Here is a 24,862-nt window from a genome sequence, read left to right as displayed (position 1 = left end):
AGCCGCAACGCCGCCGCTTCCCGCTTCGGCTGGGGCGCCCGCGTTCCGTTGGCTTCCCGCGTGCTGCCGTCCTCTCCTTCTCCCAACCAGAACAAAGCGCTCGCCTTTTCTGCGTTGAATCTCGACGTTCCCAACCTTCTGCTCGTCGACGCTCATCCCGCCCGCTACGGCAAGGGAATCGTCCTGCAATTGCGGGAATTGGAAGGCGAAAAGGCGGCGCTGGATTTTAAAGACAGCCGCGCCTCCATCCGCCGGATCGATGAAGTGAATGTATTGGAAGAACCAGTAAAAAGACGAATCAACAAAACGGAATTTCGCCCCAATGAAGTGAAATTCATCAAGATATCAGCAGGAAAATGAAAATAGGATCATAAAGGAAAGGGGAGAAATCGCTATCGCCGCGAATTCTCCCCTTTTGATTTGAATGAATGATGCGTTCTATTGATAGAACAGCTCGTTGCGCCCTATTCTTTCGCCGCAGTTTCATGCAGTTTCGCTATGATATCCTGACTGAGTTCGAGTCCAAGTTCTTTAGCTTGCCGTTCCGTTTCAAGTGCATTTGGACGGTCGCCTTTTTGTAGACAAATTCGGATAATCCGGTTGTAGATGTCGGCGAATTTCGGGTAATAACGGATTTCTTCCCGATATTCCTGGATCGCTTCGTCCAGTTTGTTTTGCGTTTGGAAAATCGTTCCCAAATTGGCGTGGACGTAAGGGTAATCCGGCTTTTGGCGAACGACGATTCGATAGTGCTCGCTCGCTTCCGAGTATTCTTGGGCGGCGAAAAGCGTATTGGCCAAGGCGAAGCGAACTTCGACGTCGTCCGGCTTCAATTGGACGGCGATGCGGAATTCATGCAGCGCTTCTTTTTTTTGTTGGTTCCGATTGTACGCGGAACCTAAATAATAATGGTAGAGCGCATTTTCCGGTTCGATCTTCACGGCGGTCTGGAAGGAGCGAACGCCGTTCTCAATTTGATTCTCTTTCATGTAAGCGCGGCCCAAATCGGCAAGGGTAGACGCGTCGTCGGGCTTCGTTTTCAAGGATAACAGCAGTTTCTCGATGGCGCCGCTGGAATTTTGGGCGTATAAGGACGCCTTTCCCAACGCTTGTTGAGCTTGCAGATTATTGGGAGAGGCTTTAACGGATTTCTCCAGCGAAGCGATGGCTTCGGCGATTTTTCCTTCTTTTTGTTTTTGCAGGCCAAGATTGTAGTAGAATTGGGAAGCGAGCGACGGATCGCTTTCGATGGCTTGGATAAAAGGCTGGTCGCTTTCGTCCAATTCTCCCTTAAGAGCATAAGCCATCGCCAGCGATTGCCAGGCGAAGGGTTTTCGATTCGACAGCGAGACGGCGCGATAGCCGTAAGGAATCGCTTCCTTACTCTCGCCTCCCGCCGCCAAAGCGGCGCAGGCTACAGCCAAAGCCATCGGGTAATTGGGCAACGATTGTGCGATTAATTTCGCCTTCTTGGCCGCCTCGGCGTAATCTTCATTTTCCAGCAAGGCGATGACGGCTTCCATGCAAATGATGGCGTCATTGGGATCGGCGCGTTGGCTCAAGGAGATAATCTCGCGGCGCAAGCTGGGAGAGCGTTCCTGATCCAGAACGTAATTCAGCCAATCGGGAGACGGCGCATTAATCATATACATCATGGTTTTGTCTTGATTTTTCTGTTCGAATTGGCGAATCTCTTGATCCAAGCGCAATCCTTCCTCGAAATCGGGGGCAAGGTTTGCGATTTGCCGCGCCAATTGCTTGGCTTCCATTACGCGGCCTTTCAATAGCCAAATTTTCGCCAAGCGAACCATCGCGGAGGCGTTGGCGGGATCGACCATCAACACTTTCCCTAGATGATCTTCCGCATGATCTAAAGCTCCGGCGGAAAGCAGAAGGTCGGCGGCCGCCATGCTTTCCCTGCCGAACACGAGGCCCGCGCTTTTCATGCCGATGCAAAAACGAAGATGAATGGCGGCGGCGAGCCGTTCGCCGACGGCGTTATAATAACGAGCCATAAGAAGGCAAGGTTCTCTGACATCTTCGACGTAAGGCGAAAAGAGATCGTGCAGAGCGGAAGAGAGATTATTCTTCGCCAATAGCGATTGTCCCAATTCGATCAACACCGATTTGCATCGGGAGTCCTTTTCGAAAATTCGATTCCAATATTCGATGGGATGGCGGGTTAGCGAGTTGATATGTAAACTCCACCCGCTCCATACAACAACCAACGCCAGCATCGCGATTTGTCCCGCCGCGGCGATCTCTTTCCTTTTCCGGTTGAACAAAGCGCCGAATAGCCCCCCGATCATGATGGACCATCCAACTAAAGGAAGGTAAAAATAACTCCAGGCGATATAATCCGTTACCCGGTTATAGGCGACGGAGGCGTAAGGCAATAATCCGATATACATGATCGAAAGGCCGAACGCCGCCAACGAACGGCGCTTCAGCAACCACAGAATCGCGGACAGCGCCGCGATATGGAATATTCCCCAAAAAATCAATAACGGATGCCGCCAGGAAAATACTTTCTCGACGGTTTCATGAAGAAAACCGGGAATACCGGAAGACAATAACAATCCGCGAAGATAGACGCCAGTCCCGCCGATAACGGTGAAAAGGCCGTCCCATAACGAACTCCCCTCAAGGGGGATATACCGGTAATGCAAAGGATGCGGGTTTAACGTCAACCAGGCCGGAGAGAGAAGAAGTGGAAGCAGACAAAAAGGGGCGATCCGATACAAGCGTTTTTTGCCCGCCGATGGAAGGATAAATAATTCATTGATTAACAAAATAAATCCCAACGTAAACGCCGGACGTGCGCAAAAGAGCGCAGGAAGATAAAAAGCCAGCGCGGCGGCGAACCATCCCCGCTTTTTCGTATTCGAATAGGCGAGATAGCATCGCAAGGAGGAAAGGATCAAAGTCAACGACAAGAGAATAGGATAATGATTGATGTTGTCGACAGTTTCCGCGCTCAGCGGATGCAAGGCGAAAACGAGCGCCGTTATCAGCGCCGTTGAAATCTTCGGCGTATACCAACGCAGGATGGAAAAAAGCAAACAGGCGTTGACGATATGAAAACCAGCCATCCATAGATTCCAAAAAATCGTCCAATCCGCTGCAACCCAAGTTCGCGCCAAGGCGATCACGGCGTAAGAGAGAGGCCGATATTGCCCATCAGTATAAAGCAGAAAATCGCGGCTGAATATTTGCGGGATATTTCGAGCGTGAGAAAGAAGCGGCAAACGCAGAATACTATTCTCATGGCTAATAAAAAGCGTTGCGGAATAAAACGGACTATAAACGAAAAGGGTAATTAAAGCGATCAAAGGCCAAGCCCACGCCCACGGATAGCGCCGCATCGCTTCGCTGACGTAGGCGATTCTCGTCCGCCCCGGCGCGGCTGGTAGAGAATCGTTATTCGCTTTTTTGTTCTTCTTGGCCATAAGATTGATTCGTAGGTTCGCCAGTAACGGTTCGCAACTGCGCAATGCGCGGCAAGGCCTCCACCCGGATGGCGTCGAAAATGGCGTCCCCATCCACAGGCGGCGGTTCCTCGATGAATTCCGGAATATTGAAACTGGCTATGGGACGTTCCGTCATTGGGAGCGCTACCGCTGGAGAGGCGCGTCCCTGCTCGTCAATGTGCGTGAAATATAAATAGGCGTACACTCCACCCTCGCGTTTGGAGGAGAAGACGATCCAGCGGCTGTTGGAACTCCAACTATGCCAGGAATCCGTCGCATAATCCACATTGCATTCCAAGCGGCGAGCAGGACCGTTCCAATCGCCGGGCAGAAGATAGAGATCGCTTGAAGCGCGGATAAGATCGCCGCCGCTGGATTGACAGAACGAAAACCATTGGCCGTCGGGCGAATAATGGGAGAAGACATTGGAATGCCCATTGCCGGACGCGCCGGGAACCGGTTTGGGCTGCGGCGGCGAAGCGTCCAAGTCCACATAATACAAATCGTATAGAATCTGCGCCGGATGCGCTCCTAACGGGCTGCGGGAAAAAATCAAACGCTTCCCGTCCAGAGTCCATTGCGGGTAAATTTCCAAAAGATTCGGATCGCAAGCGCCTGGAACCAGGTAAGTATCGTTTCGATCCACATCGTAAATAGCAATATCCGACGTCGCGATAGCGGCTAGTTGCGTCTCGTAAACGAGGGGTTTGAGCGCCACCAGTTTCTGATTGGCGGAATAAGCGATTTTTTGCCCATCGGGCGCCCAGGCCGTAAACGTGGTCATTTGAATTTCGAAAGGTAGTTTGATTTTGAAGCCTTCTCTCTTATCGAAATCGTATATAGCCAGATAGGTGGGAAGATTGTTGACGTTTTTAACCAGGCTGCGCACTTGAATCGCCATTTTGCCGCTCGATCCCTTTTTCGAAGAAAAGTTATGGCAATTCAAACAATATTCCCGACGAGTGGAGAGATATAATTTCGGTTCATCTTGCCGGATATCCCGCAAATAGATTTCGGGAGTTTTGAATGTGTTGAACGGCGGAACCACCAAGCGGTACATAATATAAGGATCGGCGGGATCGCGCGAAATGCGGATTGAGATAGGTTCCGTGGCCTGAATATCGCCTATCCTTCGCCCCGATTCGTCCAGCCGGACGGCTTTGATTTGAAGGCGAATCGATTTTTCGACGGCGTTCTTTTTTAAATCGTTCCACAACGATTCGGGAAACCGCCATCGCCTCTCCTGCGTAACGAAAGCATAGGAACGGTTGTCGCCTTCCACTTGAACGCAAACCTGCCAGCATTGGTTATGAGGGTCTTCCCATTCGACATACGGCGGACATATGTTGGAAGGAAAGAGAGAACCGTCTTCGGGCGCAATCAGTTGGAGAGTGCGGAAAGGCTTGCGTTCCTTATAGCAGGAATCGTATCGCAAACGAGTTAAATGGGGGTCTTCTCGCTGGTTTTTCTCATGGATCGTAGCCTGGACTTCATCCCGGCCTTCTCCATCCACCCAAGGAATCTCATCGGATTCCGCCTTCGTGTTTAGATTCGCCGCGCCGTTTGGCTCTATATCTTTGGCTGAGATTTCTTCACGCGAAGATGCTCCCAGCAGGCGATAATGGGCGGGTTCGTAAAAGAGAGGCGTTTCGCGGGGACAAATTCGAACCGGACCTTCAAACCATTTTTCGGCATTGTTTCTTCGATAATTGGATATCGATAACGCAGCGCCTGCCAGGACTATAATTGCCAACAGACCCAATCCAAAAATGTTCTTCCGCACAACAAAAAACCGCATCGCGCCGACTCTTGAAACCAATTTAATCCAATTTCCAAAAGAATAGGAATTTGGCGATTTTATTCGCCAACGATTGTTTCATGGAAGGCCGCCGCTTGTCAACTTCGACGCTTGAAAAGACATCGCATAGGGACAATAACAATCTTACGTCCACCCTTTATTCATACATGGCTTTCATCTATTTACTTAATTTCGAGCTCGCAAGATCGAAAGCCAATTGAATGCGTGCAGATGCAAAATTTCGCGATACTATGTTAAAGTATGCGAATCGAGCCGCCGCTTTGCCGGAAACGATTCGACGGCGAAATTGAAACGTTATCGTATTGATGGAACGAATATTTAAAACAGGTTTCAAGCGGAATGCCAGCTTTGTAATACAAAATCGCTCATGGGGGAGCCTTATGTATCGCCGCATCCATTATCTTTTAGGAATATTTACGCTATTTATTTTTCTTCCCGCTTTAGTCGCTTTACAAAGTCCTCCCGAATTGGGAAATACGTTGCCGGATGTTTCGTTCGTCAGCATTGAGGGAACCAAAGCTTCGTTTCGGCCATTGAAGGGCAAGGTTCTTCTCATCTCCTTTTGGACGTGCGGCCAGGCCAAAACCGACGATCTGGCGAAAGACGCTCTCGTCCTATTCAAGCGTTTAGAAAGCAAGGGATTGGAGATGTTGAGCGTTTGTCTCGACATTTCGAAATATGACGCGCTCGATTTCGGCGCCGCATGGCATATCCCCTGGCTGATGATGATGAATTCCGATTTGGGCGAGAATCGCCCTACGAAATTGTTTGGCATAGAAAAGACGCCCTGCAATTTACTCGTCGATAAAGAAGGCAAAGTCTTGGCATTGAATCTTTACGGAGACGAAGCGCATTCGAAAGTTGCGGAGGTTTTAGGCGTTTCCCTCGATGAAATCGAAAAGCCGATGACGCCAATCAAAAAGGGATTCGCAAGCATTCAAAATCGGAAAACGGAGACAAGCGCCGCCGAAAACGATGTTTCCCGTAAATTTCTCTATGACCGTTTGGGGACGCCGAAAGAACGGGAGGATATGGAGGAAATCAAGAAGAAATTCCGGAGAATCAGCATCGCCCTAACGCGCTTCAAAAAAGATCATGACGGCCAATTGCCCCAATGGCTATCGGATTTATATCCCGCCTATCTGCAGGACGAATCGCTCTTGCGGGAAACGAGCGGCATGGGACCAAGCGAATTCTTTATACCGGTATGCGCTCCTAAAATGACATGCGATTTCCTTTATGAATTCAATCCTGGAATCCTTTTCGAAAGCCTGACGATGCGCCAAAGGAAAACGGAGCAACTCGTGGAATATGGCGACAAGGTTCCCGTCGTACGTTATATCAGCAATTACACCCGCTCGCTCAACCTTAGTTATGGGGGCGAAATATATTTCAGCGGCCAAATATGGGAAGGGGAATATTTTCGCGGACATACGCTGGACGACCCTGACGCCAAGACGCGGAAAAATTTGCTGGAAATCGCCTGCGCTTTGGATAAATACTGGAAAGAAAAGCAAAAGGATCCATACCGTCTGGAAGACTTGTTTCCCAATTTCCTATCCGATTATTCGCTTTTACTCTGTCCGGCGACGAACGAGCCGTTCGAGTACCAACTTTCCAACGAGCAAGCTTCGCCGATGGCGACGAAGCGGGAATATCATTACGCATTACGTAAAATCTACGGCGAATACGTTCCCATCGTCCGCGCTTCCGGCGTTCTGGATAACGATCATGTCATCAACCTGGGCTGGACGGGAGAAATCTGGGAAAGCCGCTCCGACTGGGTAAACGATCTGCAAAAATCCGGCGGTACTCGCTTGGTTGTAGAGTCGTTCGACGCATCGCGGATTCTTACCCAGTGGACTCCTTCCCAGACGTATAGTCTTGGTTTACGCATGATTTTGCGCAAGGAAGATCCTCCCGGCCTGACAATCACGGCAGTCGATCCCGAATCTCCAGCTCTTCAAGCGGGATTGAAGCCGGGAGATGTCATTACGGCGTTGGATCGCCGCAAAATCGGTATTGGAGCCGATCTCAAAAACCTCAATGACGTTATGGCGTTCATTCAGCAGAAAAAAGATAGCGAAACGATTTTTACTTTCAGGATGGATGGAGAGAACGAATCCAAAGAAACTACGGTTAAACCTGCGCTCATGACCTGGATCGACGGTAAGATGGTTTCAGTTATCCCAAAAGACCTCGAATCCAATATTTCCGAGAATAAGAGTTGGTCTACGCAATGCCTTAAAGGGTTGGAACTCATTCAAACTCCCGAACAAGTCATGGCTTTGAGCGGAAACGCCTGGGAAATGGAGGCGGGAACGATCCGCCAGACCGATTCCGGAGTGCAACAATCTATTCTCCTTTTTGCTCCGATAATCGAAAAAGGGGAAATGAGGTTGCGCGCCCGCTCCAATGGCTACTTAGGATTCCACATCGTCTTTGGCTTCTCTTCTCCTGACAGCTATTATGTTTGGGATATCTGCGGTTCGAATATTCATCGGATCAGCTGCAAATATTGTAAGGGTTTGAAACCGAAAACTTACTATAGTGTATCTATGGGTAATACGATATTGAATTTCGATCTCCAGTTCGGCAAATGGTATGATATTTGGTTCGTGTTGGATTCGAGCCGGAACCTGGCGGAAGGATATATTAATGGGAATAAAGAATGGTCGTTGAATGTCCAACAGCCGCTTAAAGGCCATTTTGGAGTTGGAACGTATAATTCCTACGTAGAATATGCGGATATTGAAATCAAGGGGTATTAAGCAAAAGGGGCGGCCTATAAGGAACCGCCCCTTTCCTTGATAGAACGATTATCCAATCGATTCCAATTACACTAAGCCCTGATCAATCATTGCATCCGCTACTTTGACGAAGCCCGTGATGTTGGCGCCCACGACGTAGTTGCCGGAGCAGCCGTATTCTTGCGCCGTATTGAAGGCGTTGGCGTGAATCGTTTTCATGATGTTTTGCAGCTTTGAATCGACTTCTTCCCGCGTCCAGGACATGAATTGTGAGTTCTGAGCCATTTCCAAGCCGGAGACGGCTACGCCGCCCGCATTGGCCGCTTTGCCTGGGCCATACAGTACTTTGTTTTCCAGGAATACATCGATCGCGCCGGGTTCGGAGGGCATGTTGGCCCCTTCGCTGATAACGAAGCAGCCGTTTTTCACCAACGTCTTCGCGTCTTCGGCGCCGACTTCGTTTTGCGTGGCGCTGGGGAAGGCGCACTGGCAGGGGATGCCCCAAGGCCGCTCGCCGTCTTTGTACTGGGCTTTGGGATATTTGTCGGCGTATTCCTTAATGCGGCCACGACGCACGTTTTTCAATTCCATAACGAACGCTAGTTTCTCGGCGTCAACGCCGTCTGGATCGTAGACGGTTCCGTTCGAATCCGACAGAGAGACCACTTTGCCGCCCAGTTCGTTAACTTTTTCCACCGTGTATTGCGCCACGTTGCCCGAACCGGAAACGGCGCAAACCTTCCCCTTCAGCGAATCGTTGCGCGTCGCCAGCATTTCCTGGGCGAAATACGTCGCGCCGTAGCCGGTGGCTTCGGGACGAATCAGAGAGCCGCCCCAATTCAACGCCTTGCCCGTCAATACGCCGGTGAACTCGTTGCGCAGACGTTTGTATTGACCAAACAGGAAGCCGATCTCGCGTCCGCCCACGCCGATGTCGCCCGCGGGAACATCCGTCGCCGCGCCGATATGGCGGAACAATTCCGACATGAAGGATTGGCAGAAGCGCATCACTTCGTTGTCGGAGCGCCCTTTGGGATCGAAATCGGAGCCGCCCTTGCCGCCGCCCATGGAAAGAGTGGTGAGTGAGTTTTTGAACACCTGCTCGAAGCCCAGGAATTTCAGAATGCCGAGATAGACGGTGGGATGGAAGCGCAAGCCGCCCTTATAGGGACCGATGGCGCTGTTGAATTCGATGCGGAATCCGCGGTTGACTTGCACCTGGCCGTTATCGTCAAACCAGGGAACGCGAAACATTAACACCCGCTCCGGTTCGGTGATGCGCTCCAGAATGCGGTTTTGCTGATATTTCGGATGGCGATTGACAACCGGTTCCAGCGATTCGAGCACTTCTTTGACCGCTTGGTGAAACTCCGGTTCGGCGGGGTTTCGTTTTACGACCAAATTCAAGACATCGTTGACGTATGACATGAGCCTCTCTCCTTTTTCTTTCCGCACCCGGCGCGGAACATGGTTAAGATTTCTTACAATAACAAGCCATATATGGTTTGTTTAATCGGCATTGTATGGTTTTAATGGTATTATAAAACCATTTTATAATGGAATTATATTTCCAATATTAAGCAAGAAATAGAATACTGTCAAGGCAATAAAACGAAAAAAAGAAAAAATCTTTTTAAATGAAATATTCATTTGGATAATATATTGTTAAATTAATATATTTGAGCATATTATATTGTGGAAGTCCAATGGAGAGCCATAGGGGCGCTGTGAAGGAATTTTTCGGATGGGTGAAATGGGAGGCAAGATCATTAAATGGAAAAAAAGTATAAATTCGGTGAATAAGGTTTCGTAATATTCGATAAAATATTGTTTTATTTCCATTTAAACTTGAATTATATTTTTTTTTATGGTAATATTGACCAATTAAATGAATTGAGGATGCCTGCTTTGAAAGACTTTAATCAAAAACAAAAAATGATGATTTTGCGGATTCTGCGCGATGCCAAAGAACCCATCGGCAGCGCCGCCATCGCCGAAGAGATGAAGAATTACGGCTTCGATCTTTGCGGACGCACGATCCGTCTTTACCTCCAGGAAATGGAAAAAGAAGGCGTCGTTACTTCCACAAGACGCGGACGGGATGGAGGCCGCGCCATCACCCCGCAGGGACTCGAGGAAATCCACGACGCGATGGTCAATGAGCGGGTGGGATTCATGGCGGGCAAGATGGATGCCCTAGCCTGTCAGATGACCTTCAATCCCGCCTCCCGCAACGGTCTTGTCGTCGTGAATGTTACCATTATCGACCGGACGCATCTGGTCAGCGCCGCTAGGGAAATGATGCCGGTTTTTAGAGCAAAACTGGGCATGGGTGATTATATCGTCCTGGCGAGGGCGGGCGAGCAATTGGGCGGCTTTTATATTCCGCCCGGCAAAGTCGGCGTCGGCACCATGTGCAGCGTTACCATCAATGGCTTGTTTCTCGCCGCCCGCATCCCCATGACTTCCGTCTTTGGCGGCGTATTGGAGATCAATGAAGGCCGTCCTTTCCGGTTTACCGACTTGATTTATTACAATGGAACCTCTCTCGATCCCTTGGAAATCTTTATTAAGGGCAAACTGACCAGCGTCCGCGAAGCGGCCCGCACCGGCCATGGCCGCATCGGGGCCAGTATGCGCGAAGTTCCTTCTCCCGCCTTCAAAAAGTTGGAAAAACTGCGCCGCCAGTTGGACGATTTGGGATTGGGGGGAGGGCTTTTTTTAGGCAAGCCTCACCAGTCCTTGCTCGATTTTCCTATCGAGGAAGGCCGTATGGGCTTGATCGTAACCGGCGGACTTAATCCTCTCGCCGCCGTTGAGGAAGCGGGCATCCCTACGGCGAATTATGCTCTCGCTTCCTTGATCGATTTCGAAAAAATGATCCACTACAAAGAGTTGCCTCATTTAATCGAACAAGAAGAATTTTGACATTGGCCTATCTTATAGTCCATGTTACCCGGGATTAAAAAGTTAAAGAAGTCAATTAGAATCGCCGTTTCGAATCGCGAAAACACGAAACGAAAAAGAATAACACGAAAAAAAGGAAAAAAGTTGTCGCATGGTATCGCATCGTGAAATGCTTTTTTCCGTGGAATCCAAAAGAATCTGTGATATCCGTGATTCGAAAATTTCGTGGAATTCGAGCCTATTCGTGGTTTCGTGATTCAATAACGCAAAAAAAATTAGACCCTTCCTGTTCTTATGAATGGTTCTTCTAATCGGTGTTGAAATACCAACGCCGCAAGATAAAGATCATTGACTGGGTAAATTGAATTATAAGAAGAATAGCGGCGTATTTGTTATAATTTTATAATTTAGGATAAACGATATCGGACAATCAAGGATTAGCTTATGAATTCAGCGGATTCATCCCTGAGCACCGGCTTGCCGGGTTTAGACAACGTCCTACAAGGAATCATTGCGGGAGACAATATTGTCTGGAAAGTGGACGGCGTCGAGAATTACCAGGCGTTCGTAGACCCGTTCTACCGCCATGCCCTAGCTCAAGGGCGTAAAGTCGTTTATTTTCGCTTTGCCAGTCACAAAGCGTTGATCCCAGAAGACGCTGGAGCAGAGATTCATTATGTGGCTCCATCCGATGGCTTCGAACTGTTCATCACCAAAGTTCACGATGTTATCGAACGAAACGGGCGCGGCGGTTTTTATGTTTTTGATTCGCTTTCGGCGCTGGCTTTGGAATGTTACAGCGATCGCATGGTGGGCAATTTCTTTATGCTTACATGTCCTTATCTATTGAAGCAAGGCGCGGTCGCCTATTTCGCCGTCCTACGCAACTATCATTCTTTCCACGCCGCCGCTCCCATCGCCGAAACGACGCAGATCTTTATCGATGTTTATCGTTATCATGGCGAGTTCTATATCCACCCGCAAAAAGTGTTTCAACGTTATTCGCCCACGATCCACATGCTTCATATCTGGCGGGGGGATCAATTCCTTCCCGTTACTCATAGCGCCGTGGTCGCCGAAGTGTTGACTTCCGTTCCCTGGACCGGTTTGGAATCGGCCAGTTATCAGGTAGGAGTATGGAACCGGGAATTTCTCCATGCGGAAGAAGTATGGGAGGAATATAAGCGTGGAGAATGTTCTTCGGACAAAGTCGCGCCGATTTTCCAGCGTCTGCTGCGCATGGCGATATCGCGTGAGGAAAAAATCCTGCGGCTGGCGGAGCAATACTTGAACTTGGGCGATCTCTTGCGCATTCGCAAGCGGATGATCGGAACCGGCTACATCGGCGGCAAATCGGTGGGAATGCTTATCTCCCGACAAATCATGAAAATGAAATCTCCCCGATGGGAGAAAATTCTCGAAGCCCACGACTCTTTTTACATCGCCTCGGAAGTGTTTTATACCTATCTCGTTTTAAACGATTGCTGGTGGGCGCGCAAGAAGCAAAAGGATCCCTCCGCTTATCTTGACGGCGCCGAGGAAGCCCAACGCCGCATCCTGCAAGGCCATTTTCCGGATTACATCATTAAACGGTTCGAGAATATGCTCGATTATTATGGGCAGTCTCCCATCATCGTGCGTTCCAGCAGTTTGTTGGAAGATTCCTACGGCAATATGTTCGCGGGGAAATACGAGAGCGTTTTCTGCGCCAATCAGGGTTCGCGGGCGGAGCGTCTCGAACGGTTCGTTCAGGCCGTGAAAACCATTTACGCCAGCAGCATGGGCATGGAAGTGATTTCCTATCGCGCCCGGCGCGGCAACCTGGAGCAGGATGAGCAAATGGCGCTCTTGGTGCAGCGGGTTTCCGGCGCGCGTTACGGCGATCTATTCTATCCCCAAATCGCCGGCGTAGGATTGTCCTATAATCCTTACGCTTGGAGCGAGATCATCAAACCGGAAGCTGGCGCGCTTCGCCTCGTTTTTGGACTAGGCAGCCGCGCCGTGACGCGCAATAACGACGATTACGCCCGACTCGTCGCTTTAAACGCTCCCGACCGCCGCCCGGAAACCGGCCAGGATGAAATCCGCCGCTATTCCCAACGGAAAGTAGATGTTTTGAATTTGAAAACCAATCAACTGACTTCGGTACTCTTCTCCGAGGCCGTTGAGCAAAGTCCAGGTTTGATGCGCGAGTTTTTCGCTATTCCGGATGAGGATTTATTGAAATTCTCCCGTGAAATGGGCAAGAAGGAGACATGGACCTGGCTTCTATCCTTCCAGCGCTTGCTCGATCACGAGGCCTTCCTCAACGATATGCGCGAAATGTTGAAAACACTGGCGGAAGCCTACTTGCATCCCGTAGACATAGAATTCACGGTTAATTTTATTCGACCTGATTCCTATAAGATCAATCTTCTTCAATGCCGCCCTTTTCAATTCAAGGGAGGCGGCGCGATTAAGGAGCCGCCCGCCGGATTGTCCCGGCGAAACGTGGTAATCGAAGCCCAAGGCGCAGTCATCGGCGAAAGCCGCGCCGACGTCATTAATCGCATCGTCTACGTCGATCCTGACGCCTATGGCCGATTGCCCATCAACGAACGCTATTCCATCGCCCGGTTGATCGGAAAAACGACGCGGCCGAAGGAAGGGGAAGCGCCGAAAATAACGATATTGATTGGTCCGGGACGCTGGGGCACGACGACGCCATCCCTCGGCATCCCCGTCTCCTTTTCGGAAATCGATTCCGTTTCTATACTTTGCGAAATTAACGCCATGAGGGAAGACCTCACTCCAGACATCTCGCTAGGCACCCATTTTTTCAGCAGTCTGGTGGAAATGGAAATTTTATACTTCGCCCTCTTCCCGGAGAAAGAGGAAAATTTCTTGAACCGCGCGTATCTCCTCGCGGCGCCGAACCGGCTAACCGATATCGTCCCCAGTTCGGAACCCTACGCCGAAGCCGTGAAGCTGATCGATCTCGACGAAACGGAGAATCATGGCGATCTGCGTTTATACGCCAATACCTTCACGCAAAAGGTCGTCTGCTATTTCGAGCCAGAGTAGACTTAACGATAGAAACGATAAGGCATGTTCCGATTCATCGAATATTGACAAATTCTCGATTGTTCATGAGATCGTAAATTGCCGCTCGATCTCTTCCAAAGTCTTGCCCTTCGTTTCCGGCAGAAACGTCAGGATGAAGATAAACGCTATGGCGCACATGGCGGCGTAGACGAAGAATACGGCGCCTCCCAGAATCCGGTTCATTACGGGGAAAAACTGCGTAACGCCGAAATTGGCGATCCACAGGCAAACCGTGGCGATGGACATAGCGCGCCCGCGGATCTTCGTGGGAAAAATCTCCGCCATAACCACCCATACGACCGGTCCCATCGCTACGGAAAAAGAGCCGACGTAGGCCAAGACGAACATCAGCACCCACGGCCCTTCGAATTTCTGGTAGATAAATGCTCCTCCCAGCAGCGTTAATGCGACTCCCATGCCCGCCGCCGCGATCAAAAGCAAGGGTTTTCTTCCCGCTTTATCCACGATCCATATCGCGACGAGCGTAAAGACGATGTTGGTGATCCCAACCAATACGGTATCGTTCAAGGCGTCGGTCGAAGCCAGTCCCGCACTCTTGAATATTTCCGGCGCGTAATAGATCACTATATTGATTCCCGTAATCTGCTGCAAAATGGCGAGACAGACGCCGATCGCCAGGGCGACGCGCAAACCCGGCTGCAACAATTGCAGGATGGAGCCGCCCTCGTGGGCGATGGCGTCCTTGATCTCGGCGATCTCTTTCTGCGCCCGGCTTCGTCCGCCGACGCGGGAAAGAATATCCTGGGCGCGGCCTTCCCTTCCCTGTTTCAGCAGCCAACGCGGACTTTCCGGCACGAAAAAAAGGAGGAAGAGAAACAAGCAAGCAGGCAAAATTTCCGAACCGAACATCCAACGCCATCCGTACGCAATATTCCAGGTTTCGTCCACCCATCCGGCGATGCGGGCGTTGACGAAATAGACAACGAGCATCCCGCTGATGATGGCGAATTGGTTGAGCGACACCAACCGCCCGCGGATCGCCGCCGGAGCAACTTCCGAAATATAGAGCGGCGACAACATCGAAGCGATGCCCACGCCGACGCCGCCGATGATGCGGGCGATAATCAATTCCGAAAAATTGCGGGGATACGCGGACCAGACGGCGGAGATCAAAAACAAAATGGCGGAAAGCATCAGCGCCGCCTTGCGGCCCAGCCGGTCGCTCAAGGCGCCCGCAATGGCGGCGCCGCCGATGCAGCCCAACAGCGCGCTGGAAGCCGCCCAGCCTTTCCAAACGTCATTCAGGACGAACCGTTTTTCCAAATAGCCGATGGCGCCGGAAATCACCGCCGTATCGTAGCCGAACAACAAGCCCCCCAACGCCGCCACCGAGGCCAATAAATAGACGTAAACCGCGCTTCCGTTTTCGTTCGTTGTGGAAACCATGCCAGCTCATCCTTTCTCGAATTTTCCCCAAGATACAATAGGCGCGCTTATCCGCAAAGCGGAGCATTGATTTTCCCTTGAAGAAGATTTCGATCGATTTCATCTCCATAAGATTTATTCGCTTCTGGGCTTATGGTATAAAATTAGGAACGCTGGCAAGGTTCGCGTATTCAGTTCGTCTTTCGGACACTGTTCCCCAAAATGCCATCATCGTAAAAGATTAAATCAAAGAACGGAGACAATAGATATGAAATCAAGATGGATTTGTTTCTATATTCTGACAGGGTTAATAACAACGTCCGTATTCGCGAAGCCATTCACCGTCGATATGGCCGTAGGCGAAATCTATTTTTATCATTGGAAGACGCCCGCAGAAAAGCGGATCAAAGTCGTTTCCTATAAAGAAACGCGCGACGAATTCCGCAACGCCGTCCGCCAGGCGGAAGTCCTCGTCGAAGTCGACGGCGTACAGGAGACGATTCCCGTCGCGCAATACTCCATGCCGAAAATCGTCAACGGCGTAAAACTGGATGCGCCCATAACCAAAGGGTACTTGGATAATTCCGGCAGTCCCGAAATCTGGGACCTGGCGCCAGGCAAAGACGTGAGGTTGCGAGTCTGGGACTCCGATCAGTCACTCTTGGAGCCGGGAACATTTTGTTATCCCGTAAAGCAGCGTTGGTTCGCGTCGGAAACGCAGATGGCCAACGAACCCACTTTCGTTGATGGCGGAGAAGACCCGCGCCGCAAGGACATCTATTATCATTACGCCTTGGATTTCGGCGGCTACGATCTTCTGGTTCCCATCGTCGCCGCCACGGACGGCGAAATCGTTTCCGTCGCCGGGGACGCCGCGCCTTGGATAACGAAGGAGCTATATCCCTTCGTCGAACCCCGCTACGACGTTGTTTATATCCGCGATGGGCGCGGGTGGTTCTATCGCTACTCCCACTTTTCCAAAATTCTGCCGCATGTCAAAGTGGGCCAAAGAGTGAAGATGGGCGATTGGATCGGCATCCTCGGCAAGGAGGGCGCCTCCGGCGGATGGTCTCATCTTCATTTCGGCGTCCACGGCGTCGAAGGCGATGAAAGAGGTCTCATCAACGGTTACCCCTTCATCGTCGAAGCCTACCTGCGCGAGCATCCCGGCTCGCTCTTGGCGGTCGCCCGCCCGCATCAATTAGTAAAAACCGGCGACGTTGTGCGGTTGGATGGTTCAAACTCCATCTGCGACGGCGGCGAGATCGTCTCCTACGATTGGCAATTTCACGATGGGACGACGGCGCAAGGCCCCATCGCGGAAAAAACGTACGACAAGCCGGGAGTCTATTCCGAGATTCTGCGAATCCAGGACAATCGCGGCCAAATCGACGCCGACTTCGCGGTCGTACACGTCCTGGCGGCGACGGATGCGCTGGAGCATCTTCCGCCTTCCATCCACGCCGCCTACTACCCGACTTTCGGCATCAAGGCGGGCGGCGTAGTATATTTCAAAGCGCGCACGTTTCGCGTGGACGGCGGCAAAGAACAATGGGATTTCGGAGATGGAACATCGGGCGAGACCTGTTCGCAGGACGAATTCGCCACGATCTCGCATCATTATAACAAACCAGGATTATATATCGTAACCGTACGCCGCGACTCGGCTAACGGAACCTCGGCGGCGGCGCAATTAAAGGTGATGGTGGAAGAAAAAAAATGAAATAACGAAAACCGATTGATCTATCGCAAAGATGAAAATTTCTTTTATCGATTTTTCATTGATTTTTTAATGATCTTAGCAAGATCGGCGGAATTCAATTTATCGATGGTTACTTTCTGGAAATAATTCATTACCAATTCATTCACTTGGTCGTTCATCTGGCCGAGAATGCAATTCTCGCGGGAGCATTTTGGCCGTCCCAGAAAACACTGGCTTGGCGTCAACGGACCATCGATCGCCTCGTAAATTTCCAATAAGGTGATCTTCTCCGCTGGTTTGTTCAATTGAAATCCACCTTTGGGACCGCGAATGGCGCGAATCAATCCCATTTTCGCCAAGCGTTGATGCACTTTTTGCAAATGATGCTCGGAAACGAGAAGCTGCTCCGCAATATCCTTGGTGCTGAGGCAGGCATCCGCATGTTCGGCCAGAACGCCCATCGTATGAAAGGCGAGCGAGACGGCGTCGGAAATTTTCAATAAAGCGGGCATTCTTCTCTTGCGCCTTTCATCGTATTGTGGTATTTGTATACTAGATTAAGTATACAAATAAATGAAGAATATTTCTATAGAGCCGTTAGAACATTTTTTTAGCCGGAAGCGTCATGGACGGCGATAGCGGAATCAGGAGCGAGGCGTAAGTTATTCCTCCAAGTCGCCGTTCCTTAACGCTCCTTAATATGGACGCGAGGATTTCTTCGATGGGGAAATTATCTATTCGCAAGACCGATCGAAAAGCAGGAGTCGCCGCCGTTTTTTCCATCGCTGCGCTCTGCGCAATCGGCGCGTTGTGCTTATCCGCATCTCAGAACGAATTGAAACCTCCCACGCCAGCGAAAAAGACCGCCATCGATTTTCAGCCGATCCGAGGCGAATTTCGTCCCTTGCGTCTGCGTCTCAGCGGCTTCGAATATCAATGCAGCGAATGTCATGAAATCATCGAATCGCAAACGGAACGGCATACTCTGATCGCGGAGCATATGAATATCAAACTAGACCATGGACGTAACGACTACTGCTTGAACTGCCACCTCTTAACGAATCGCAACGCCTACGCCGCTCACGACGGAAGCGAAATTCCCGCCAACCGTCCAGCGGAACTCTGTGGAAAATGTCACGGCCTGGTTTACCGCGATTGGCTGGCTGGAGCGCATGGGAAATTCATTGGATATTGGGATCCTCGGCAAGGAGAGCGCCAACGCCTGTTGTGCATACAGTGTCATGATCCTCACGCTCCAAAATTTCCCAAAATCGCGCCCATGCCCCGTCCCGCGAAAGGCCGCGAGTATAAGATCGCAAGGAGAGTCTGATGGTGAATCAATCGCAAAAAATCGGCGGCCAACCATCAAAGAATCCCTCGGCGGCCAAGCCATTCGAGCGCCGCAGTTTTATTAAGATGGGCGCTCTCAGCGCTCTGTTTGCAGGAGGTTTGGGCGCGGCGTTGGAACCTCTGCGCCATTTCGAAAACGACGCAGACCTCGAAGCCTTCGTCCAGCAGCAATACGAGCGATTGACGCCGGAAAAAATGGACGCCATCCTCCGGCGGATCGAAAAAGAGATGAAAGAACAGTACGGCGTGGAGGCGAGCGTCTCGGATCCCAAACCGCTTCCCGGAGTTCAATACGCTTACGCGCTTAACATTGGGCGCTGCATAGGCTGCCGCCGCTGCGTTCACGCCTGCGTGGGCGAAAACAATTCATCGCGCAATCCCGAAATCCAATATATCCGGGTTTTGGAAATGCCCAACGGTACGTTGGACGTTGAAAAATCCGATCATTACTACCAGCCGGAGACCGTGCCCGCCGAGGGGAAATACTATATGCCGGTGCAATGCCACCAATGCGACAATCCGCCTTGCGTTAAAGCCTGTCCGGTTCGAGCCACCTGGAAGGAACAGGACGGCGTCGTCGTAGTGGATTACAACTGGTGCATCGGATGCCGCTATTGCGAAGCCGCCTGCCCCTATTGGGCGCGCCGCTTCAATTTCACTAAACCCTCGATTCCCAAAGAGGAAATCAATACGGAAATGGCTTATCTGGGAAACCGCATCCGGCCTAAAGGAACGATGGAAAAATGCACCTTCTGTTTAGGCCGCGTGAGAAAAGGCTTGAATCCTAAATGTATGGAAGCGTGTCCAACGGGAGCGCGCCAGTTTGGAAATATGTTGGACTCCGACAGTACAATCCGGCATATTCTGCGCGAAAAGCGGGTCTATATCTTTAAGGAAGAGGCAGGGACGCTGCCCCGATTCTATTACTGGTTCGATAAATGAACGAAACGATCCGAGGATTGGACGTGGAAACCAAAAAATCCAACGCCATCAAAGACTACGCGATATTTCTTCTCCGGGCGGCGCGGCTGAGCTTTCGCGGCGACGCGGCCTTTTACGCCTGGATGACGATTCTAACCATCCTCTCGCTAGCCGGCTTGCGGGCGTACTGCATCCAATTCGTATACGGATTGATTGCGACGGGGATGACGGATCAGGTATCCTGGGGCCTCTATATCGCCAATTTTACGTTCCTCGTGGGCATGGCGGCGGCGGCGGTGATGCTGGTAATTCCCGCTTATATCTACCGCATCGAAGAAATGCACAACGTCGTCATCTTCGGCGAATTGTTAGCTGTCGCCGCTATTGTCATGTGTATGTTGTTCGTGTTAGTGGATTTGGGACGGCCCGACCGCTTCTGGCATTTGATTCCGATCATCGGATTGTTTAATTTTCCCATATCCATGCTGAGTTGGGACGTCGTCGTGCTCAACGGTTACTTGCTAATCAACGTCCATATTTGCGGTTATTTGCTCTATATGGCTTATCTGGGAAGACATCCGAATAAGTGGCTGTATATGCCCTTCGTTCTGCTATCCATCGTATGGGCGGTATCCATTCATACCGTTACGGCGTTCCTCTATGTCGGGCTGGTCGGTCGTCCATTCTGGAACGCGGCGATTGTGGCCCCTCGCTTTCTCGGCTCGGCGTTCACCGCTGGCCCCGGCTTGATGATTATCGCCTTCCAGATCATTCGCCGCATTTCGAATTACCACATCGGCGACAAAGCCTTGCATCTTCTCCGCCAAATCGTTACGGTGTCGCTGCTCATCAACCTGTTCCTGCTCGGCTGCGAAGTGTTCAAGGAGTTTTACAGCGACTCGCTGCACGTATCGAGTTCCCAATACCTGTTTTTCGGATTGCATGGCCATCATGCGCTGGTTCCCTGGATTTGGTGCGCCGTAACGATGGAAACGATCGCGGCGATTATCTTGATCGTCCCGGCGGCGGCCAATCGAATCGAATGGCTGAACGTCGCCTGCGTTCTTTCCATAATTGGAATCTGGATCGAAAAGGGTTTGGGATTGATCGTTCCCGGATTTCTGCCGACGCCGTTGGGGGAGATTGTGGAATACGTCCCCACTGCGAACGAACTGACGATTTGCGTTGGCATTTGGGCGTTCGGCTTGTTGCTCTTCAGCTGGATGATGCGCCTGGCGCTTCCCATCGTGTCGGGAGAATTTCACAAAGAGGCGTAAAAAGTAACGGCGAATTCCTACGGCGTCCACCGAGTATTTTTTTAATAGAATAATAGATATCGATTTTTGGAGGCTTCCGTCATGAATGGAGCAAGGAAAACGACTCTCCTCGCAACCGCGGCGCTCGTTCTGCCATGCGCTGCGCTGCTTTCAGCGCAGGCGACTTTTTCACCCAAAGAGTTGACGCCTGAATCCGCCGAGTGCATCGAATGCCATAAAGTGGAAACGCCATCCATCTACGATCAATGGGGATCGAGCAAGCATTATCGCGCCAACGTTGGCTGTTACGAATGTCACATGGCGGAAGAAGGCGACAAGGATGCCTTTCAGCACAATATCATGCGAAATGATGGAACGACTTACAAAGGAAAACGCATCTCGATCATCGTCAGCCCCCGCGACTGCGCCCGCTGCCACGAAAAAGAAGTGGAGCAATTCACGAATTCCCACCACGCCAAAGCGGGACGCATCATGGGTTCGCTCGACAATACGCTGGCCGAAGTCGTTGAGGGCAACAACGGCTTTACCACAACAGCGTTTCCCAAGGGAGTTTCCGCAGCGGCAGTGAACGGCTGCTGGCAATGCCACGGATCGGAAGTGCGTCCGCTGGAAGGCGGAAAGCTGGATCCCGCCACCTGGCCGAACACCGGCATCGGGCGCATCAATCCGGACGGATCGGAAGGTTCTTGCACTGCGTGCCATTCGCGGCACGCCTTTTCCGCCGCGCAAGCGCGCCATCCCGAAAACTGCGGCAAATGCCACATGGGACCCGATCATCCGCAGATTGAAATTTATAACGAATCCAAGCACGGCGTTGCTTTCCGCGCCCACATTAACGAGATGAATCTCGACAACGCGAAATGGGTTTTAGGGGAAGATTACTCGGCGGCGCCGACCTGCTCGACCTGCCACATGTCAGCCACGTCCAAACAGCCGGTTACGCACGACGTGGGAATGCGGATATCCTGGAACAACCGCCCGGCGATTTCCATTCGCCCGGAAACGAGCGATAAAAAAATGGGATTGCCCGGCGCAGCGGTCAATTGGGAAACGCGGCGAATGAATATGATCGACGTTTGTTCGAATTGCCACAACAGCAACTTCATCAAGGGATTTTACGAACAATACGATGGATTGATCCAACTTTATCATGAGAAATTCGCCAGCCCCGGTTTGGAACTGATGGCTCTCGCCAAACCGCTGCTGCGTCCGGCGGAATTTTCCAACAAGATCGATTTCACCTGGTTTGAAATTTGGCATCACGAAGGCCGCCGCGCGCGGCATGGCGCCTCGATGATGGGGCCGGACATCACCCATTGGCATGGAACCTACGAAGTGGCGCGCAATTTCTATTCGGAATTCATTCCCGAATTGCAAGAACTTGTGGAAAAAGGTCTGCAATCCGGCGACGACGCGAAAATAACGGCGGCGAAAGCCTTGGATGCGCAGCTGAAGCAACTCTTCGAAGAGGACAATCATCGTTGGTATGAAAATAAACTATCTCTAGAGGAAAAAGCCGAACGTCTGCGCCGTCAGCAGGAATTTCAAGCGCGATACGCGAAATAACGGCTTAAGCAAAATGCGCAGAGAGGGAGGACGGGATTCATCGACCGTCCTCCCTTTGCGTTTTTCGCGACAAGCTAAGTCAATATAAATCTTACTCGGCATTTGACTCTTAACTTCAAAACCTCTCTCTTATATTCTGTTAGGAATCAACCTAACAGCTTAAGGGAAATAATCGTAACGGCCATTTATCCACGGTTATAAAAAGAAAGGATTATATACATGCTCTTCCCGTTGCTTCTTAGTTTTTTAATTCCATGCGCACAAGCGGCGGAATTCCATACGCCCCCCGTTCCCGAAATCCAACGGACGGGAACTACATTTTACGTCTCTAAACTGGGCGACAATTCCGACGGCTTGTCTTGGGCGAAGGCGTTCAACACGATTCAAGCCGCGCTAGACGCCATTCCCGACGACAAGGGCGGCCATCGCATCATCATCAGACCCGATACTTATATGGAGGCCATGCTTTCCCCCGCTTGCAGCGGCGCGCAAGGCGCCTATAACGAACTCGTCGGCGATGTGGACGGCAGCTTAGGTTCGGGAAAGCCGAACCGCGTAGTGATCGATTCCAGCGATCCATCCAAGGGATTTAAAAGTTACGACTGGTGGGGGCCGATTCGGGCGACGCAGCAAGGATGGTCGCCGGAACATAAGGACCCCACCTTTTCCGCCATCTTTTGGGATCGCTGGATTCTGCGCAATCTCTATGTAACGGGCGGCGACGGCGGACTTATGTGGGACTGCACCAACCGCATCGAACCATTCACGGTCGTCGTGGAGGATTGCATCAGCATTGGCCGCGCCTTCGGCGGCGGAGTCGCCAGTTGTCTGTCGCGAACGGATGAGCCGATCGTCTTCCGCCGCTGCCATCTCTGGTCGCTGGATTGGTGGGGCGACGCGGCGGGAGCCTACGTGCGGGTGGAGAATCCCGCCATGCCAAACCGACCTGACATCTATTTCGTAGATTGTACGATAGCCGGCCCGCAGTGCGCGCTCAAAGGCGGCAATTATGGATTCCATACGTATACGCGCATCAAGACGGAGCGCTGCCGCTTGATCGCGCTCAATTATTCTCAGCCTCAAGGAACGCCGACCGACGGCATTGTCCAAAGCGTCCAAAATGGAAAATACCTGCATGTGGATTTCGAGGATTGTACGTTGATGGGATACAAAGTTTTTGGCGTAAAAGTGGATAAAGACAGCTCGAAAGACATTCAATACACCGCCAAAGGCGCAGTTCAAGCTTGCGTCCAATTCACGCAGGACGTTCCCAAAGGAATTCACCGCCTCGGCCATTGGCCCGTGGAAGCGTTCAATGATCTTATGCCGCCGCCGATCGCTCCAACGCATCCCCCGCTTCAGACAACGCAACTGATCCGCAAGGACATGTGCGAAATCGCGCCCTTCGTATGGAAAGGACGGTTATGCCAGATGGAATGCGTCCGCCCCGCATCCGGCGGCAGCCGCTCCGATTATTACTTGAAATTGGAAGACGCCGAAACCGGAGAAGAAATGGCGCGGTTCGCGGAAGGATATGGACTGGCTTGCGCCATCGTCTACAAAGATGTCTTCTACGCCTTCGCGTCGCGTTTCGAAAACAACGACTGGAACGACGTAACCATGTTCAAGTCAACCGATCTGAAAAACTGGGAATCGCAGGTTGTCATCCAGCAGGAGAAGGAACATCTCTTCAACAGTTCCGTCTGCGAAGCGCCGGACGGATTCGTTATGGCTTACGAATCCAACGATCCAACCTATCCGCCCTTCACGACCAAATTCGCCGTTTCAAAGGATATATTAAATTGGACGAAGCAACCTGATGCGATATTCGGAACCGACCGCTATACAGCCTGCCCCTGCATTCGTTACGCCAATGGCTTCTATTACGTCCTGTATACCGAACACCGAGCGCCCCGGCATTATTTCGAAACATACATTACCCGCTCAAAAGACTTGATAACCTGGGAGCGCAGCGCGGCCAATCCTATTCTGGTTCCCAGCGAAATCAACGACGGAATTAATGTTTCCGATCCAGATATTATCGAATATCAGGGAAAAACATACATTTACTATTCCGTAGGCGATCAACTGACCTGGATGAACATCAAGCGCTCAATCTATCCCGGTTCGCTAGCGTCGTATTTGGGATATTGGTACCTGAATCCCGGCATTCCCGATGCGGGAGATTATGCGGGCTTTATGAAGCGCAAGTCTGCCGTAGAAGCTAAATAAGTATGCTGGTGAGATTCTATGAGGCTAGGGAATTCCTACGCCTCTCCGTTCTATAAATATTGATGGATGAAAAAACGCGACCCATCTCCTTTTCTCTAAACGCAAGCCTCCAACGGCTTAATACAGCGGATTGATTCGCCAGACGCGCGCCGCGCTTCCATAATGTCATAGGCGTTCTGAAGACGCAACCAGTACCCTTCAGACAATCCAAAAAAGCGCGATAAGCGTAAATCCGTATCCGCCGTAATATTCCGCCGTCCCTGAACAATTGCGTTAATACGATTTGGGGGAACGCCGATTTCCTTGGCCAAGGCGCTTTGAGATAGGCCGAAGGGCGTCAAAAACTCTTCCCGCAATATCTCGCCGGGATGTGGATTCTTTAATAGACCAGTCATAAG

General features: G+C 51.1%; 16 protein-coding genes. 10 read left to right on the top strand and 6 right to left on the bottom strand.

The genetic code is table 11. The features are described from left to right. Positions 1 to 360: hypothetical protein (locus AB1656_18705; protein ID MEW6237418.1), on the top strand; the 360-nt coding region annotated here is incomplete at its 5' end. Positions 361 to 464: 104 nt separating this feature from the next. Here AB1656_18705 and AB1656_18700 read toward each other — a convergent pair. Continuing rightward, positions 465 to 3,449 (bottom strand): tetratricopeptide repeat protein, encoded by a 2,985-nt coding sequence (locus AB1656_18700; protein ID MEW6237417.1) that lies wholly within the window; start codon positions 3,447 to 3,449, stop codon positions 465 to 467. Then, entirely contained in the window at positions 3,421 to 5,223 is a 1,803-nt protein-coding gene (locus AB1656_18695) for a hypothetical protein (GenBank protein MEW6237416.1), read from the bottom strand. The genes AB1656_18700 and AB1656_18695 overlap by 29 nt, the downstream gene beginning before the upstream one ends. Positions 5,224 to 5,669: 446 nt before the next feature. Here AB1656_18695 and AB1656_18690 point away from each other — a divergent pair, with 446 nt between their 5' ends. Then, the gene (locus AB1656_18690) at positions 5,670 to 8,060 is read left to right on the top strand and encodes a PDZ domain-containing protein (GenBank protein ID MEW6237415.1); all 2,391 of its coding nucleotides are present in this window, start codon (positions 5,670 to 5,672) and stop codon (positions 8,058 to 8,060) included. Positions 8,061 to 8,126: 66 nt separating this feature from the next. Here the strand turns inward: AB1656_18690 and gdhA are convergent, their stop codons facing one another. Continuing rightward, positions 8,127 to 9,467 carry an NADP-specific glutamate dehydrogenase gene (gene gdhA / locus AB1656_18685; protein ID MEW6237414.1) on the bottom strand — a complete coding sequence of 447 codons (1,341 nt, stop codon included), beginning with the start codon at positions 9,465 to 9,467 and terminating at the stop codon, positions 8,127 to 8,129. Between the two features lie 480 nt (positions 9,468 to 9,947). Between gdhA and AB1656_18680 the strand changes: the two genes are divergently transcribed. After that, complete coding sequence (locus AB1656_18680; GenBank protein MEW6237413.1) at positions 9,948 to 10,967, top strand: NrpR regulatory domain-containing protein; 1,020 nt, start codon at positions 9,948 to 9,950, stop codon at positions 10,965 to 10,967. A 423-nt stretch (positions 10,968 to 11,390) separates the two neighbouring features. Then, complete coding sequence (locus AB1656_18675; GenBank protein MEW6237412.1) at positions 11,391 to 14,009, top strand: PEP/pyruvate-binding domain-containing protein; 2,619 nt, start codon at positions 11,391 to 11,393, stop codon at positions 14,007 to 14,009. Between the two features lie 63 nt (positions 14,010 to 14,072). Here AB1656_18675 and AB1656_18670 read toward each other — a convergent pair whose 3' ends face one another. Next, positions 14,073 to 15,437, bottom strand: coding sequence for a sugar porter family MFS transporter (locus tag AB1656_18670; GenBank protein ID MEW6237411.1), 1,365 nt, complete (start codon positions 15,435 to 15,437; stop codon positions 14,073 to 14,075). A gap of 247 nt (positions 15,438 to 15,684) precedes the next feature. Between AB1656_18670 and AB1656_18665 the strand changes: the two genes are divergently transcribed. Beyond that, entirely contained in the window at positions 15,685 to 17,139 is a 1,455-nt protein-coding gene (locus AB1656_18665) for a PKD domain-containing protein (GenBank protein MEW6237410.1), read from the top strand. A 44-nt stretch (positions 17,140 to 17,183) separates the two neighbouring features. Here the strand turns inward: AB1656_18665 and AB1656_18660 are convergent, their stop codons facing one another. Beyond that, complete coding sequence (locus AB1656_18660) at positions 17,184 to 17,630, bottom strand: Rrf2 family transcriptional regulator (protein ID MEW6237409.1); 447 nt, start codon at positions 17,628 to 17,630, stop codon at positions 17,184 to 17,186. Between the two features lie 209 nt (positions 17,631 to 17,839). Here AB1656_18660 and AB1656_18655 point away from each other — a divergent pair, with 209 nt between their 5' ends. The 5 genes from AB1656_18655 to AB1656_18635 all read left to right on the top strand — a co-directional run bounded on the left by AB1656_18655 (position 17,840) and on the right by AB1656_18635 (position 24,464). Further along, the gene (locus tag AB1656_18655) at positions 17,840 to 18,448 is read left to right on the top strand and encodes a hypothetical protein (protein ID MEW6237408.1); all 609 of its coding nucleotides are present in this window, start codon (positions 17,840 to 17,842) and stop codon (positions 18,446 to 18,448) included. After that, positions 18,448 to 19,410: a 4Fe-4S dicluster domain-containing protein gene (locus AB1656_18650; GenBank protein ID MEW6237407.1), complete on the top strand. Its 963-nt coding sequence runs from the start codon at positions 18,448 to 18,450 to the stop codon at positions 19,408 to 19,410. The genes AB1656_18655 and AB1656_18650 overlap by 1 nt, the downstream gene beginning before the upstream one ends. Then, entirely contained in the window at positions 19,407 to 20,666 is a 1,260-nt protein-coding gene (gene dsrP / locus AB1656_18645; protein ID MEW6237406.1) for a sulfate reduction electron transfer complex DsrMKJOP subunit DsrP, read from the top strand. Before AB1656_18650 ends, dsrP begins: the two co-directional genes overlap by 4 nt. Before the next feature lie 81 nt (positions 20,667 to 20,747). Next, a complete protein-coding gene (locus AB1656_18640; GenBank protein ID MEW6237405.1) occupies positions 20,748 to 22,232 on the top strand; it encodes a multiheme c-type cytochrome in 1,485 nt (494 codons plus the stop codon). A 219-nt stretch (positions 22,233 to 22,451) separates the two neighbouring features. After that, entirely contained in the window at positions 22,452 to 24,464 is a 2,013-nt protein-coding gene (locus AB1656_18635) for a hypothetical protein (GenBank protein MEW6237404.1), read from the top strand. A 95-nt stretch (positions 24,465 to 24,559) separates the two neighbouring features. Here AB1656_18635 and AB1656_18630 read toward each other — a convergent pair whose 3' ends face one another. Then, a complete protein-coding gene (locus AB1656_18630) occupies positions 24,560 to 24,859 on the bottom strand; it encodes a HigA family addiction module antitoxin (GenBank protein MEW6237403.1) in 300 nt (99 codons plus the stop codon). Positions 24,860 to 24,862 lie beyond the last annotated feature (3 nt).

Source organism: Candidatus Omnitrophota bacterium (assembly GCA_040755155.1).
Classification (GTDB): domain Bacteria; phylum Hinthialibacterota; class Hinthialibacteria; order Hinthialibacterales; family Hinthialibacteraceae; genus JBFMBP01.
The sequence above is the reverse complement of the archived record's forward strand: the minus strand, read 5'-3'. Positions and strand labels throughout refer to the sequence as shown.